The sequence below is a fragment of the Roseateles amylovorans genome, assembly GCF_025398155.2.
Taxonomy (GTDB): domain Bacteria; phylum Pseudomonadota; class Gammaproteobacteria; order Burkholderiales; family Burkholderiaceae_C; genus Roseateles; species Roseateles amylovorans.
Genome location: NZ_CP104562.2, coordinates 3426765 through 3442549 on the forward strand (window position 1 = coordinate 3426765; position 15785 = coordinate 3442549).

The 15785-nt window shown below is 67.0% G+C and carries 13 protein-coding genes; 4 read left to right on the forward strand and 9 right to left on the reverse strand.

The genetic code is table 11. From position 1 onward, the window contains the following. From N4261_RS14190 to N4261_RS14210, 5 genes are all read right to left on the reverse strand, one after another. Positions 1 to 4794, reverse strand: coding sequence for a condensation domain-containing protein (locus N4261_RS14190; protein WP_261755956.1), 4794 nt, complete (start codon positions 4792 to 4794; stop codon positions 1 to 3). A 76-nt stretch (positions 4795 to 4870) separates the two neighbouring features. Then, complete coding sequence (locus N4261_RS14195) at positions 4871 to 5659, reverse strand: thioesterase II family protein (protein ID WP_261755957.1); 789 nt, start codon at positions 5657 to 5659, stop codon at positions 4871 to 4873. 15 nt (positions 5660 to 5674) lie between these two features. After that, positions 5675 to 5959 carry an MbtH family protein gene (locus tag N4261_RS14200; RefSeq protein ID WP_261755958.1) on the reverse strand — a complete coding sequence of 95 codons (285 nt, stop codon included), beginning with the start codon at positions 5957 to 5959 and terminating at the stop codon, positions 5675 to 5677. A 225-nt stretch (positions 5960 to 6184) separates the two neighbouring features. After that, entirely contained in the window at positions 6185 to 6403 is a 219-nt protein-coding gene (locus N4261_RS14205; RefSeq protein ID WP_261755959.1) for a FecR/PupR family sigma factor regulator, read from the reverse strand. Positions 6404 to 6502: 99 nt separating this feature from the next. Further along, entirely contained in the window at positions 6503 to 7027 is a 525-nt protein-coding gene (locus N4261_RS14210) for a sigma-70 family RNA polymerase sigma factor (RefSeq protein WP_261755960.1), read from the reverse strand. Positions 7028 to 7083: 56 nt separating this feature from the next. On the opposite strand from N4261_RS14210, the gene N4261_RS14215 reads away from it, so the two are divergent. The 4 genes from N4261_RS14215 to N4261_RS14230 all read left to right on the forward strand — a co-directional run bounded on the left by N4261_RS14215 (position 7084) and on the right by N4261_RS14230 (position 10294). Next, the gene (locus N4261_RS14215; protein ID WP_261755961.1) at positions 7084 to 7962 is read left to right on the forward strand and encodes a 4'-phosphopantetheinyl transferase family protein; all 879 of its coding nucleotides are present in this window, start codon (positions 7084 to 7086) and stop codon (positions 7960 to 7962) included. A 238-nt stretch (positions 7963 to 8200) separates the two neighbouring features. Further along, the gene (locus N4261_RS14220; RefSeq protein WP_261755962.1) at positions 8201 to 8476 is read left to right on the forward strand and encodes a hypothetical protein; all 276 of its coding nucleotides are present in this window, start codon (positions 8201 to 8203) and stop codon (positions 8474 to 8476) included. Next, on the forward strand, positions 8466 to 8738 hold the full coding sequence (locus tag N4261_RS14225; protein WP_261755963.1) for a hypothetical protein: 273 nt from the start codon (positions 8466 to 8468) through the stop codon (positions 8736 to 8738). Before N4261_RS14220 ends, N4261_RS14225 begins: the two co-directional genes overlap by 11 nt. Positions 8739 to 8743: 5 nt before the next feature. After that, positions 8744 to 10294, forward strand: a complete 1551-nt coding sequence (locus tag N4261_RS14230; RefSeq protein ID WP_261755964.1) for a PepSY-associated TM helix domain-containing protein — start codon at positions 8744 to 8746, stop codon at positions 10292 to 10294. Positions 10295 to 10398: 104 nt separating this feature from the next. On the opposite strand, the gene N4261_RS14235 is transcribed toward N4261_RS14230, so the two are convergent. From N4261_RS14235 to N4261_RS14250, 4 genes are all read right to left on the reverse strand, one after another. Continuing rightward, positions 10399 to 12660, reverse strand: coding sequence for a xanthine dehydrogenase family protein molybdopterin-binding subunit (locus N4261_RS14235; RefSeq protein ID WP_435532066.1), 2262 nt, complete (start codon positions 12658 to 12660; stop codon positions 10399 to 10401). 16 nt (positions 12661 to 12676) lie between these two features. Beyond that, complete coding sequence (locus N4261_RS14240) at positions 12677 to 13150, reverse strand: (2Fe-2S)-binding protein (RefSeq protein ID WP_261755966.1); 474 nt, start codon at positions 13148 to 13150, stop codon at positions 12677 to 12679. Between the two features lie 249 nt (positions 13151 to 13399). Continuing rightward, a complete protein-coding gene (locus tag N4261_RS14245; protein WP_261755967.1) occupies positions 13400 to 14263 on the reverse strand; it encodes a ChbG/HpnK family deacetylase in 864 nt (287 codons plus the stop codon). Further along, positions 14260 to 15765 carry an ArnT family glycosyltransferase gene (locus N4261_RS14250; RefSeq protein WP_261755968.1) on the reverse strand — a complete coding sequence of 502 codons (1506 nt, stop codon included), beginning with the start codon at positions 15763 to 15765 and terminating at the stop codon, positions 14260 to 14262. Before N4261_RS14250 ends, N4261_RS14245 begins: the two co-directional genes overlap by 4 nt. Between the last annotated feature and the right edge of the window lie 20 nt (positions 15766 to 15785).

Here is a 15785-nt window from a genome sequence, read left to right on the forward strand (position 1 = left end):
TCACGCCTCCCCGACCAACGCAGCGCGGTCGAACATCGCGCCCATGGCAACGACGATCTTGCGCGGTCCCTCATAGGGGTCGCGCGCATGGGCCGCCAGCATGTTGTCCAGCATGATGATGTCGCCCTGCCGCCAGGCCAGCCGCACCGCGCAGGCCTCGTAAGTCGCGCCGACGACGGCCATGACCTCGTCAGGAATCTCCGAGCCGTCGCCGAAGGTCACATGACGCGGCATGCGGTCCAGGCCGACCAGGGCTTGCAGGTCCGCGCGCACCTCGGGCTCCAGGCAGCTGAGGTGATGCAGTTGCACCTGATTGAAGAACACACGTTCCCCGGTGAGGGGATGCCGAATGACCGCGGGGCACTGGTGGCGGGTTTGGAGCGTGGCGGCATCGAGCCAGCGGAAGCGGGTGCCGGCCTGGGTCAAACCCGCTTCCACCTCGGCATGCACGGTCGTCTTGAAAAAGTCCTGCCAGGAAACGTCCAGGCGAGGCGTGAAGGTGCGGATGTAGAGCAGCCCCTTGCGCTCGAACTCCTCCACGATGGACTTGGGCAGCCGCCGCAGCATCTCCCGGCCATCGACGATCGGGGTGGCGCCGCCGACCGGCGATGGCTGCTCGCAAAAGAACCACTGCTTGCGAGGCCAACGCGCCAGATGGGCACTCTCGTTGTGGAAGAGGATCATCTGCCGCTCCGGATACGGCGTGGAGCGGTAAGTGTTGCGACCGCCCTCCTTCTTGGGCAGGTCGCCGTAGCCGCCGAACAGCTCCGGCTCGATGGCCTCGGCAAAGGACTCGAATTCCTGCGGCGTCCTGAGGCCGAAATTGCGCAGCAGCAGGCCTGCATGGGTGAGCAGGGATCGTTCGATCAGTTCCCGATGCGCCCGCGCCCAGGCAACCGCATCCAGGTCTGGCGCCATGGCTTCAACGATCAGCGGAAAGGGGCGGTCGGCGGCGAGCGTGGACAGGCGCACGGCGGAGGTGAATGTCGATGCGGTGCTGTGGGTCCGATCCCCCGGTGCGCGGATCGCTGCCAGCTTGGCCAGCTTGCCCAATTTGTCGGGGGTGGAAGAAGACAGAGAGGTCATGGTGGGCTCCGGAAGGATCGAAGGAGTCGGGAGACGCGCAGCCGACGCGTGCCGCGCCGGGAAAGGGGGCAGGCCGTCCAGCAACGCGGACAGCGCTGCCTGCGGGCGAGCGGCAGCCAAACCCAGCAGCTGTTGCCAATCCCGCGCTACGGCCTGGACCGTCTCGCGGTCATACAAGGCGGTCGAGAACACCCAGTCGGCCCGGTGTTGCCCGCCCGTTTCGGTGACGAAGACAGCCAGGTCGAACTTGGCGCCTGCGGCCGGACGAGCTTCCAGCCGCGCCGCAAGTCCAGGCAGGTGGAGCGTGACGTCGGGGGTGTTCTGCACAACAAAGAGCGTCTGCACCAGCGGGCCGTGCCGCCGCGTGCGGGGCACCGCCGCCGCCTCGACGATCTGGTCGAAGGGCATGGCGGCGTGCTCGAAGGCCGCCAGGCTGAGGTCGCGCACACGCGCCAGCCAATCGGCCAGGCGCTCCTGCCTGGCTGACTCGACAGTCGGTGGGACCCGCCGTGAGCGAAGCGGCAGCACATTCACGAAGAAGCCGATCAGCGGCTCGAACTCGGGCCGGTCGCGGCCGGCCACATCGGTGCCCACGACCAGATCGTCCTGTCCGCAGCGCTGGTGCATCAGCGCGAGGAACGCGGCCAGCATCACGAGAAACGGCGTACAGCCTTGCGACCGGGCGAGTTGGCCGATGGCCGATGCCAGCATCGGGTCGATCGACACCGTGACGGTGTCCCCGGCCATCGAGGCGACCGCCGGACGCGGTCGGTCCGGTGGCAGTGTGGACAGCGTCGGTGCGTCCCGCAGCGTCTCGCGCCAGAAGGCCGACAGCGCGGGGCGAGCCGCCTCCAGCTCTCGCTGTTGCCATGCAGCGTAGTCGGCATACTGCATGGGCAGCGGCGGCCAGTCGGGGCAGGCACGGTCGGCGGACGCGAGGCTGGCATCCTCCGACCGCAGGAAAGCGGTGTAGGCCGCCGCTAGATCGCGTGCAAAGACGGCCAAGGACCAGCCGTCGAAAACAAGGTGGTGCACGCACAAAAGCAGCACATGCCGCTGGGCCTCGAGCGCCAGCATCGAGGCCCGCAGCAGCAGGTCCGCCTCGAGGTCGAAGGCCTGGCCCTCCAGAGCCGCGAGCGCCTGGTCGATGGCGTCGCGGTGCTGCGGGGCCGGCAGCTTCGTCAGGTCCTTCACCGCCAGATCCAGCGTGACGGAGCGTCGCACCTGCGCCACCGGCTGACCGTCGTCATCCTGCGGATACACGCTGCGCAGCACGTCGTGGCGGTCAAGCAGCGCCCCAAGGGCCGATCGGAGAGCGGTGATGTTCAGGGGGCCGTCCAGATGCACAGCGGCGGTCATGTTGTAGGCCGGATGGGCCTCCCGTTGCAGCCGAGGCGTCATCCGCTCCACCATCCAAAGGCGCTGTTGCACGGGCGACAGGACGAGCGACGCCGGCTCGCCGGGCCGACGCGCTGCCATGGGCGCCCTGGGCCGCTCCGCCCACGAACCGGGCAACCTGCCGGCCCGCCGCTGCGCAATCCTGGCGGCCAGCTCGCCGAGCGTCGGCGCCTCGAACAGGTCTCGCAGCGTCAGCACGATCTCCCATCGGGCCGACACGCGTGATGCCAGCGCCACCGCGGTCAGGGAGTTGCCACCCACGGCGAAGAAATGGGTGTCTGATGTGGGCCCGCTCACGTCCAATCCTGCGGACGTGCCGTGGAACTTGATCACCTCGCGCCACAGCACGGCAAGATCCTGTTCGGTCTTCTTGAGTTCGGACGTCTGCCCGTCGACGGGGGGGGCTGATGAAGGCTCGCGGACGGATTCCCCGTCTCTCTGGTCCTGTGTATCGCCGCCGATGACGAAACGGCCGTTGTCATGGATCGCCAACGCGTCGAGACTGCCGTCCAGCCAGCCCTGCCGTGCAGCGGATCGCTGGATCTTGCCGCTGGAGGTCTTCGGCAGGCCGCCGGGATGAAGAAGGACCGTCAGCCGAGGAGCCTGTCCGCAGTGTTCACCGACCGCCGCCGCGATCCGGGCCACCAGGTTGCTGGGCGACATCGACTGCTGCGCTGCGCGCGAGACTTCGGCGGCGATACCGATCGCATCGCCGTCCGCGCCCGGTACCGCAAAGGCGGCCACACGGCCCTGACGGGCGAGTTCCGGCTCGCGCTCAATCGCGGCCTCGATGTCCTGCGGATACAGGTTGTGGCCTCGCAGGATGATCAGGTCCTTGAGTCGGCCGGTCACGTGCAATTCACCGTCGAGCAGGAAACCAAGATCGCCGGTCCGCAGCCAGCGCTCAGGCGCCAGTTCCAGAAAGGTCTGCGCGCTGGCGTCGGGCTGTCCCCAATAACCACGCGTCACACTGGGTCCACGCACCTGGATCTCCCCAATGCAGGCATCGGGGAGCCCCGACCCGTTGGCCGGATCGACGATGCGCAACCCATGCTCAGGCGCCGGACGGCCGCAGCGGACCAGCCGTGTCCATGTCGCTGGCGTCTCTTGCGGCGCCAGCGACGCGTGGGACGCCTGCGGTGGAGGGTCGCCAGCATCGATGGCCACGGCCTTGCCTCGAGCCAGTGCCTCGCTCGAGAAGCGGCGCGTCACGTCGCCGTTCGCGCGCTGTCCGCCGGTGACGAACAAGGTGGCTTCGGCCAGGCCGTAGCTGGGATAGATCGCGCCCGCGGCAAAACCCAGCGGCGCGAAAGCGGCCTGAAATTCGGTGACCGTGTCGGGCCGTACCGGTTCGGCACCGGACAGTGCAATGCGCCAGGGGCGCAGGTCCCAGTCCGGCCCATCGGCGCGGTTCGGACCCGCCTGTCGCGCGCCGCGCCGCAGGCGCTCGGCACAGAGCCGGTAGGCAAAGTCCGGTCCGGCCGTGATGGTGCCGCGATAGCGGTGCATCGCCTCGATCCAACGCATCGGCCGGGCCAGGAAGCTGGCCGTCGTCATCAGGACCAGGGTGCCTCCGGTGAAGAGGGGCTGCAGCAATCCGCCGATCAGGCCCATGTCGTGAAACGGCGGCAGCCAGGAGACGTAAACATCCCGGGCCGTGGTCTTCAGTGCCGCCTGGATGGCCCGTTCGTTGGCCAGCAGGTTGGCGTGGCTGACCATCACGCCCTTGGGCGCGGCGGTGGACCCGGAGGTGTATTGAAGGAATGCGATGTCACCGGGGGCGGCCTGGCACGTGGGGGCCGCCGGCCGCAGCTCGGGGTCGAGTGCATCCACCGCCATCCCGACCAGGTTGCCAAAGACGTTGCTGTCGATGTCCTCGCGTGTGCCGATCACATGGGCAGCGCCGGCGTCGCGCGCGACCGCGAGGAATCGTTCGAGATGTTGAGGCCGGGCACTTTGGGGCAGTGGCACCGGCACCGCGATGAGGCCCGCGTACAGGCAGCCCAGGAATGCGACGAGATAGTCGGGCGTGCCGTCCAGCGCGATCAGTACCCGTGCGCCCGGTGCGAGGCCCTGCCCGTCCAGCGCCGCGGCCATCGCCAGGCTGCGGGCTCTCAATTGCCCATAGGACAGGCGATGGTCTTCATCGGCATCCTCATCCGCACGGCCCTGCGACCGGGTGGTTCTGAGGGCAATCACCGCGATCGCATTCGGTTGCGCGACCGCCATCCGATCGACATGCTCGATGAAGGTCAGCGGCGTGGTGTCGGACACGGGCAAAGACGAAGGCATCATCATCGCGGCAGGCATGTCGCGCTTCTTTCGTTGGGACACAGGGGACGACCAGCCCCCCAGGGCACAGGGGCGTCGGTCGGGCGGGGGTCGCTCAGGCAGACGGGCTGAGCACCCGCCTGCTGGCGGTGGCGCTCATTTCCCGAGCGTCGAGAGGCTGGCGACCGTCGGAGGTGGGACTCTGTGCTGCAAGGTGGCGGGCAAGCGCGGCGAGTGCCGCGGCCTCCTGCTGCCGAATGAAGAAATGGCCGCCGTCAAACCAATCCAGCGTGAGCGGCAGGTCAGATTCGAGACCCCAGGCGGCCAGTCGGTCGGGCGCGATGTCGTCCTGGCGGCCGGCGAACACATGGATCGGCAGCGGCAGCGGTGGCCGCGGCACGTGGCGGAAGCTGTCACAGACACGGTAGTCCGCCGCGAGCACGTCGAGGGTCATGCGCAGCAGTTCCGGATGCTCGAAGAGCTCCTCCGGCGTGCCGCCCTGTCGCCGCAGGTCGGCGGCCAGGCTGGCGTCATCGCTGAGCGCCGCCCGCAGCCGGGTGACGTCGCGTCGCGACGGTGCCGCACTCCCCGAAGCCACGATGGCCACCGGCAAGCGCTGGTCATTCGCCTGCAGATGTCTTGCCATGCCGTGCGCCAGCAACGCCCCCATGCTGTGGCCGAAAAAGGCGAACGCTGGCGCGGTCTGCATCGCATTCGCCAGCTCTTCGCAGAGCTGGGCGACCAGGACCTCGAAGTCTTCGACGACGCGTTCACCCAGACGGCTTCCCCGGCCCGGCAACTCCACCGGCAGCAGCTCAATGCCGTGCGGCAGCAAGCGCCGCCAGCGCAGGTACATCGTGGCGCTCGCACCCGCACAGGGCAGACAGAGCAGCGTGATGGTCATCGCGCGGTCCTCCGCTCAGGGGGCGGTGTGGGAGGGGGCTGACGGCGATGGGGCGGGCTGCTGCTCCGGCTGTGCGGGCTGCGGCTGCTGCGCCATCCAGTCGCGCAGCGACTTCGGACGCATGTCGGTCCAGGTGCGATCGACGAAGTCAAGCACCGTCTTCTTGTCGCCGCGGATGTCGGGGACCACCGACCATCCGCCGGGCACGGCTTTCCAGTGGGGCCAGATCGAATACTGGTCCTCATGGTTGACGAGAACGATGAAGGTGTCGTCTTCGCGATCGAAGCAGCTGGTGGACATGAGAACGCCTCTTGCAGGATGGGAATGGGGGCTGTCGTGCTGGCGTGACCAGCGCGAAACCCTGTCCTGTCATGACGTTTCAGCGAGGCAGATGTTCACGCGGAGCGGCTGTGCCCTCCCTGCCGGCGGGGGACATGCGATCCCCTCGGGCGCGCGCGGCCGAGCGGCCGGTCGGATCATGCAGGTTCGATCAGGCCGGTTCGCTCAGGCGGGAAACGCCCTGCGTCAGCCGGAGCGATCGGGATCCTGGGTTCTCGCGGGGATGTTCCCGGCGAGTGACCAAAGGTGATGGGCCTGACGATAGGCCCGTTCGTGCGCAGGATGCTCGGCACGCCAGTGCGCCAGCGCCATTCGGTCATTGGCGTCGAAGGCGGTTCGATCGAACTCGCGTTGCACCCAGGTCCAGGCGGCTGCCCAGACTGGATCGTCCTGCTCGTGTGTCATGGTGGGTTGGCGGCGGCGTGACCCGACTGTCAATACAACGGGCCCCGATCGGCCCCAGCGCGCCAGCTTACCGCAGCGGCGGAGCGCCGCCACCCCCATTCAGTCGTCGGTGAGCAGATGCCGGCAACCGGCAATGGCACGGGCGGCGTCGGCAATCCAGGCATTCACCAGTCCGAGTGCACATCCCATTCGCTCGGCGATTTCGCGCTGGGTCAGTCCTTCGAGTCGATAGAGCTCGAAGGCGCGCCGCGTCTGCGGCGGGACCGACTGCAAGGCACGGTCAATCGAGCAGATCACCTGCTTGTCGCGCATCGAGTGCTCCGGGGACACCGAGTCAGGAACGTCCAAGGCATCGGCCTCCACATCAAAGCAGCGGTAGGTCGCTTCCACACTGTGCTTTCGGCAGTGGTCCAGCGCCATGTTGCGAACCACCCGGGTGCAATAACCCAGCGGCCGGTCGGCTTGTCGAGGGCATTCCCCGTGAGCCAGCTTCAGATAGGCGTCCTGCAAGACGTCGTCGGCCTGCTCGGGCGTGCGGACGATGCCCTGGGCAATGCGTCGAAGGCGGGCGCGGTTCTCAATGAAGACCCGGGTGAGCCCGGGCTCCTGTTGCTCGGTGGTCATGACAGTGCGTCTCCCTGGTGACTTCGAGGTCACGTAGATGATAATAATTCTCAACAATGTACAACGCACCTGCCAACTTGTCGCCATTTCCGCTTATCCGTCCGCAATGCAGGGACATGACATCGCCGCTGAGTCCGGGCGCCTCTGTGCGCGACCTGTTCCAGTCGCAGGCTCCGGACCGGCTGGCCGCGATTGAGCGCTTCATCACGCCGGCGCCGCATGCACGGCCACCCGCTGCGATCGGGCGCGGACTGGATCTTCAGCATCTGGACCATTGCACTCAGGGCCTCGTCCTGAAAGGACTGCCGGTGTCGATTCAACGCGCCAGCCGGGCACGTCAGCTCACGTTCGTAGGCGGCCGGCTGTGCGCAGAGACAGCCATGCGGGACGCGGTCGGCCGGTGCGAGCCGATTGCCATCGGCGAAGGTGGGGCCCCGCGGTGGCCAGTGGGCGTGACCGGCTCGATCGCGCACACGGGTGATGGGGCGTGGGCCGTGGTGGGGCCGTTCTCGGGGGATCTTCACCTGGGTATCGACAGCGAGCGGATCGTCGATGAGGGCGGGATGCGCGACATCGTGGCGCTTTGCTGCACGCCCTGGGAACGGGAAAGGTGGTTCGATCCGATGAGCGCATTGCGGGCCACGCTCCTCTTCTCTGGCAAGGAATGCGTCTACAAAGCCATTCACCCTCAGGTGCAGCGGTTCGTGGATTTCGACGAGGTGCAAATGACCGAGTGCGCCATGCCCCCCCCTGCCCCCCTCCCCCTGGAAGCAAGCACCACGCTCATCGCCGATTCAGCACATGCCGCTGGTTCGTCCTTTCGACTGAGCTTCGAGACAAAAGGCGACTTGGCCAGCCAGTTACGGAGCGTGCATGTCCAGGCACGAGTGATTGGCAGCCTGGTTCACTCCGCGGTGGTCCGCATCGAGACGTGAGCAGGTCGCCATGGAACTCGTCATGGACGTCGTCATGGACGTCGTAATGGATGTCGTCATGGATGTCGTAATGGGGACCGCAATGACGACAGCACTGAGGACAGCCACTGGGCCCGCAGTGAGAGCCAAGCGCGTGCCACTGCATTCAGGGAATTCCCGCGTCCAGTCGAGAATTGCTCGCGTTTGAGAATTAATGTCATTTACACTGCGCCGGTATCAGATTCGCACGAGTCCGCTGATGTCCTTGCTCTATGCCGCACTGGCCGCCCTGGCCGCCATGGCGTTCTTTCTGGGAAGCCGCCATCACCGGTTGCGCATGAGCGTCACGCCGGCGCGCTGGCGTTCAGCGGGATGGCTGCTGCTGCTGCTGGCTTGGGCCGCGGCATGGTGGTCGATCGGCTTTTGGAGTGGCGGTTTCGCCATGCTCACCGCCTTCATGCTGGTGGCCGTGGGCCTGCCCTACCTGCAGGCTTGGCGACGTGGTGGGGAAGGAGTTTCGAGCCATGTGGGGTAAATCGCTCGCCGCTGCGCTGCTGGGGCTGCCGTTGACTACCGCGGTCATCGGCCTGATCACGCTGAGCTGGCCGGGCCGGCCGGAGGTCATCACCCTGCCGTGGCTGCTGCTGTCCTTCCCCCTTTGGATTTTGGTGATGTCCGCGGCTTTCAGTGCCCAAAGTGGACGACGTGCCTGGGCATGGATGGCTGGGCTCACCGCAGGGTCCTATGGGCTGCTGCACCTGCTCAAGTTGCTCGGCTGGGTCCAAGTCGCCGCCTGAACAAAATGAAGCTCAAATCCTCCACGCTGCGCAGCTTCATGGCGCTGCACACCTGGGTCGGCCTGGCCACTGGCTTGCTGCTGTTCATCGCCTTCTACGCCGGTGCGATAACCGTCTTCACTCATGAACTGGACGGGTGGCGCCGGCCGTCTGGCGACGTCCATCAGGAGGACAAGCTCGCCAGGGCGCAGCGTCTGCTGGATCAGGTGCAGGCCGCCCATCCGCATTCGCACAACCTCAAGCTGCATCTCGAAGCCGCCGAGCCGGTGATGGATTGGTACAACGAGGACTATTCGGAGCACCGTCGCTATCGACTGGATGACTCCGGACAAGGCCTGACCCCGGCGGCAGCGCACGGCGGTTTCATTCATTTCATCTACCGGTTGCACTTCACCGCCGGTCTGCCCGCGCCATGGGGCACTCGGCTGTTCGGGCTGGCCTGTGTCCTGTATGGATTGGCGCTCGTGAGCGGTGTGGTGATTCATGCGCCGGTGCTGCTCAAGGACCTGTTTGCCTTGCGCGTCGGACACAACCTCAAGCGGCTGTGGCAGGACGCGCACAACGTCATCGGACTGCTGTCATTGCCGTTTCACGTGATCTTTGCGTGGAGTGGTGCGGTGCTGGCCATTGGCTATCTGATGCTGGCGCCCTTCCAGATGTTGGTCTTCGAAGGCAAGCTGCTGAAGATCATCAAGCCCGACCTGCAGACGGCAGCGCATGTGGAAACGCAGCCGCAGGACCGTCCGCTGCTGCCGTTGACCGAGCTTCTGAAGCGCGGCCGAGATCAGGTGCCAGGCTTCCAACCGGCGGAAGTGACCTTCCACGATCCCGGGGATGCGAATGCGCAGGTCACGCTGTTCGGACTGGTCGACCAGCGCATGCTGAGCCGACGGGTCGCGGTCGCGCTGAATGGGGCGTCCGGCGAGGTTCAAGGCGTGGATCAGCCCAGCAGCTATTCACCGGGCAAGCGATTCCTGAACGGCCTGATATCGCTGCATTACGGAAACTTTGGCGACGTCCTGCTGAAATGGATGTATTTCGTCCTTGGGCTGTCGGGCGCCTTCCTGTTCTATAGCGGCAATCTGCTCTACATCGAATCACGCCGCAGGCGCCAGCAGACGGCACAGGCCTGGGGACCTCAACTGATGGCACGACTGACCCTGGGCGTTTGCCTGGGCTGTATTGCGGGCGTGTCGTCGCTGTTCATTTCCGGAGCAACCCTGCCGGAGCGCTGGGACCCCGCCGTCTATTGGGCGGTGTTCTTCTCGAGTCTGGCATGGGCCTTCCTTCGTCCACCCGCCCGCGGGGGACACGAGCTGCTGTGGCTCTGCGCCGTGCTGACCGGCGCGGTTCCGGCGGCGGCGTGGCTCGGTACTGGGGTGTCTCCTGTGGCCGCCTTGCTGGATGGGCACGCCCACCGAATCTGCGTCGATTTGGCAGCGCTGCTGCTGGCGGTGGCCTATGCCCGTCTGGCACAAGCGACGTTCCGCCGGGGTCTGAACGGGCAGCCTGACAGTGTCTGGGCATTGCCAGCCAAAGGCGTTGCTACGGCCTAGGGCACGGCGCGTGACGTCACTGGTGACAGGGCAGCCTGTCGCAACAGACCAGATCCACGGTTGAAGGGTCCGACGTCGCGCCCCGGACCCTTCTCTCGCTCACATCACGCCAACCTGAACGGCAATTCCCGCAGCGGTTTGCCCGTCAAGCTCGCAATGGCGTTGGCAAACGCCGGCGCCAGCGGCGGCAGTCCAGGTTCACCCATCCCGGTGGGCGGATCGGCACTCGGCACGACATGCACCGCGATCTGCGGCATGTCAGTGATGCGCGGCACCGGGAAGTCGCCGAAGTTGCTCTGCTGCACCTCGCCATCCTTCAAGGTGATCGCGGCACCCGGCAGGCACATCGACAAGCCCATCAGCGCCGCGCCTTGCACCTGCGCCTCCACGCTGCGCGGATTCACCGCCAGGTTGCAGTGCACGCCGGCCGTCGCGCGGTGCAGCACCGGCTGCCCGTCCTTCACCGACGCCTCCACCACGTATGCCACCACGGTGCTGAACGATTCATGCACCGCCACGCCCCAGGCCCGACCCGCCGCCAACTGGCGCTTGCCGTAGCCGGTCTGGTCGACGGCCAGTTGAAGCGCCGCACGGTGACGGGCATGTTTCTCGCCGAACAGGCGCATCCGGTACGCCACCGGGTCCTGCTTCGTGGTCCGGGCGATTTCGTCGATCAAGGTCTCCATCACGTAGGCGGTATGGGTCGATCCCACGCTCCGCCACCACAGCACCGGCACATTCAGCTTGGGATGGTGCACCGTCAGCCGCATCGGCACCGGGTACGGATCACGCAGACCCTCGGTGGCCGTGCCGTCGATGCCGTTCTTGATCTGGTACTGGCCGAAGACGGTGCCTTCGGTGATGGATTGCCCGACCAGCACATGGTCCCAGGCCAGTACCTGGCCGCGCTCATCGAAGCCGATGCGGGCGCGGTGCAGATGCATCGGGCGGTAGTAGCCGCCCTTGATGTCGTCCTCACGGCTCCACAGGGTGCGGATCGGCGCATCCAGTCCGGCCGCCCTCGCCGCCTTGGCAATCTGACAGGCCTCCACCACATAGTCGCTCGACCCGACGAATCGCCGCCCGAAGCCGCCGCCCGCCGTCTGCACATGCATGGCCACCTGCTCCGGCTTGAGGCCGAGCACCGCAGCCGCCGCCGCGCCGTCCAGCCCCGGGCCCTGGGTGCCGACCCACAGTTCGGCCCGACCTTCGCTCAGCTTCACCGTGCAGTTCAGCGGCTCCATCGGGGCATGCGCCAGATAGGGGAAGACGAACTCGGCCTCCAGTCGGTGGGGCGCCGTCGCCAGCGGGGTCATGTCGGCGTCGAAGGCACGGGGGCCCGGCGTCTGGGCCAAGGCGCGGTAGTCCACCAGTTGCCGTTCGCTGTCGACCTTCTCGACCTTGGACACATCCCATGCCAGCTTCAGCGCGTCGCGGCCCTGCTTGGCGGGCCAGTAACCCTCGGCCACCACGGCCACGCCTTCGCCGCCTCGGTCTCCGGGAATGCGCAGCACGGCTTTGACGCCCTTGATGGCACGCGCCGCCGAGTCATCCACCGACTTCAGACGAGCCCCAAACACCGGCGGATGCGCCACCACGGCGGTGAGTTGACCCGGCAGTCGGACATCGATGCCGAAGTCCTGCCGACCGCTGCTCTTGGCACGCGCATCGAGCCGCGTCGTGGGACGACCGATCAGTCGGAAGTCCTTGGGGTTCTTCAGCGCGACCTGTTCGGGCACGGGAAGCGCGGCGGCAGACTCGGCCAGCGCGCCATAGCCGAGCTTGCGGCCGTCCGGCGCAATCACCTGACCGGCCTGGGTTCGCAGCGTGGCGGCATCCACCTTCCAGCGTGCGGCCGCCGCGCTCACCAGCATCGCCCGGGCACGGGCGCCGAGTTCACGGTATTGGGTGAAGCTGTTCTTGATGGAGTTGGACCCCCCGGTCAGGTGCAGACCGAACAGCGGGTCGATGTAGGCCGGATCGCTCGAGCCGTTGCGGGTGCGGATCAGCGACCAATCGGCGTCCAGCTCCTCGGCCAGGATCATCGGCAGACCGGTCTGCACGCCCTGCCCGAACTCCAACCGGTTGATCGTCACCGTGACCTCGCCGCTCGGCGCGATCTGCACAAAGGCGGACGGCTGCTGCGTGGGCTTGAGACCGGCGGCGGCAGGCGCATCCGCCTGAGCGCTGGCCAGATGCGGAAACGCCCCCAGCGCCAGTCCGCCCGCACCCGCCATCTTCAGGAAGCTGCGTCGCGGCATGGGCGCGGTCCCGGACTCGGCGAGTTCTCGCGTCATCAGCTCGCGCAGGGCGCGTGGCATTTCCAAGGTGTGGAGCGGCAGGTCCGACACATTCAATTTAGGCATCATGGCAACAGTTCCTTCAGGCCAGGGATTGGGCGGCATCCGCCACGGCGGCGCGAATCCGGGCATAGGTGCCGCAGCGGCAGATGTTGCCCGCCATGGCGCCGTCGATTTCCTCTGGCGTGGGCTTCTTGCCCTTGGGCAGCGATTTCAGGAAGGCGGTCGCGCTCATGATCTGGCCGCTCTGGCAGTAGCCGCATTGCGCCACGTCGTGCTTGACCCAGGCGGCGTGCACCGCCGCACCGACCTTGTCGCTGCCGTCGGTGGTGGCTTCGATGGTGCGGATCTTCTTGCCCTCGGCAGCCGATATCGGCGTGACGCAGGAGCGAATGGCCTGGCCGTCCAGATGGACCGTGCAGGCGCCGCACAGGGCCGCGCCACAGCCGAACTTGGTGCCGGTCATCCCCAGCGTGTCACGCAGCGTCCAGAGGATGGGCGTGCCGGGATCGATGTCGACCGTGTGCTCGCGGCCGTTGACATTGAGCTTGCTCATGATGGGGCGGTTCTCCGTCGGTAAGTCAGTTCAGTGGGACAGCCTTCGCGAACCATCCCGTGCTCCGGAGTGTCCCCATCGGCGACGCAAGCCACTTGCTCGTTTCCCTGCCGGTCTTGCCTTTTCCAACGAATCCGCACGGGACACCAGTCCCGGGATCCACGCCGCGATCCTGCCCGGACTCCCGCCCGGACAAGGGGCGGCGCCGATCCGCCCTGCCCTGCGGTCCGAAACGCCTGTGAAGCGTCGTCAGCGCACCGATGTTCCCGGCGCGCCGGCCGCCCGGCGCATCGCCTGGGCCCAGCGGTCGTCGTCGAGGATGCGGCTCATCGGCCGGAGATGCAGCCCGCGCGAGCGCACCATCCAGTCGAACCGGCTGCCGGACAGGACGGCGTACTCATCCACACGCGCCTGCGCAATCTCATCGCCTGGGATCAGACCGCGGCTGGGGTGGCACATCAGCAAGTCGCCCTCTCTGGCGGACTTCAGCCAGCGGCACAGCAGCCGCTCATAGCGCTGCGGCCCCCCGGTGAAGTCGTACACACCGAGCAGCGCGCGGTTGTGTCGAAGGTCCAGCGTATCGGCCTCCGAGATGAAGGCACGACCGCCCAGATGGTTGATCGTCAGCGATTTGATCCCCCAACCCGACGCCCGCGTGGATCGCACCCAGGGCTTGCGATAGGGGAAGCGCCGCATCAGCAGGTCGATCAACGCATGCCGGACCTGCGGAAACTGATGGACATGCTGATGGCCGTCGACAAAATCAGGCGCCCGGCCCAGTTCGCGTTCGAACGCATCCAGTTGCGCACCGATCTCCCCGCGCAGCGCAGCAATATCCAGTCGTCCCATCACGCCCTGGCCCCAGAGGCGCCGCCATTCGCTGGGCGGCAAGGTCTGCGGATAGGCCGTGAGGTCCAGGTGAAGACCGACGTCGATCGGCCCAGCACTGTCTCGCCGAAGGCATCTGGCGCCCTCAGCCCAGGCGGACGCGCCCACCATGCAGCTGACGGCATGCACCCGGCCCTCCGACATCAGCGACATCGCTGCAGCATTGATGTCGCCGTGCAGGCCGAAGTCGTCGATGCCGATGCAGATCGCACGGTCGCCGGTCATGGCGCTGCGCCCGTCCACCGGCAATCCAGATCGGCGCGGCGCACATGCCAGAGCGTGCTGCCGCCCTGCTGGGTGATCAAGGTGGCACCTCGCAGCCATGGCAGTTCCTGCGCCAGATGCTCGCCGCCCACCAGCCAGGCGCCCGGATGCGCGCACAGTGCCGGCAGCAAGCTGGCGCGGGTCAGGAAGTTCGCGTCGCCCTGGCCCGGAGGCGCGAACAATCGGGTGTCGCCCAACTCCTTGCGCCAGTTGTCGCGGGCCATGAGGTCGGCATCGTTCCAGTCTTCCACCACCCACATCGGTGTGGTCAATCGGGCGTAGAACGGCACGTCATAGTCGAACCGCTCCAGCATCACGACCGGCTCGTCAGCACTGCGCTGCGCGGCGAGCTGGCGGGCCAAATCCCGGTGCGTCCGCCCTGCCCCCAGCGCATAGGCGGTCACCGCAGCCAGTCCGATGAGGACGCCGGCGGCCAACGACACCCCTGCCCAGGTTCGGGTGCGGAAGTCGACGGGCAGGAGACGGCACCAGGCGGCCGCCACCAGGCCGGCCATGGGCGGCACGGCAGGCAGGATGTAGCCGACCAACTTGGATTGCGGCAACGAGAAGAACGCCACCACCACGACCCACCAGATCGCCATCAGGCCATCGAGTGAATGGACATCCGGCGCCAAGGGCCGAAGCCGCCCGCGCCAGCCTCGGTACAACCAGGGCAACGCCGGGAGACTCACCAACGGCAGGACCACCCCGTAGAACCACACGGGCTGGACGTTGTTGAAGCCGCCTGCGGCAAAGCGCTGGAAATGCTGGACCACGAAGAAGTAGTGCAGAAAGTCTGGATAGCGCTGTTGCATCAGCACGAACCACGGCATGGCGATGGCCAGCATCAGCAAGAGGCCGGGCCACCAGAGCAAAGCCCCGATCACCCGCCACTGCCGCCGTACGACAAGCCACAGCAACAACACCAGGCCGGGCAGCACCGCACCGATCAGCCCCTTGGCCAGGATGCCCGCCCCCGCCATCGCGAACGCCGCCGTGAGCGGCCGGCGATACGCCAACCCGTGTTCCATGCGCAGCGACGCATCCACCGCCAGCACGATCGTGGCGCTGATGCAGCCCGCGACCAGCATGTCCAGATTGGCAAACTGCGCACCGAGAAAGAACAGCGGCATGGCCAGCAGCGAGACCAGCGCCGCACGCGCCTGGGCGGCGCCGCGCCATCGATAGATCAGCCAGAACAGGCTGAGCGCGCCGGCGGCACCGCCCAGCATGGGCGCGGCCCGGGCACTGAAGACATTCACACCCAGCAACGACATCGCCACCTCGGTGATCCAGTAGAACAAGGGCGGCTTGTGAAAGAACGGAAGACCGTTGAGCGTGGGCACCAGCCATTGGCCGCTGCGCAGGGCCTCCCAGGCGACGCCGACGTAGCGCCCTTCATCGGGGAGCATCAGCGGCCGCGCCCAGGCGGTGGCGGCGAGCCAGATCAAGGTGAGCGTCACCGCACCCCACCATTCAGGGC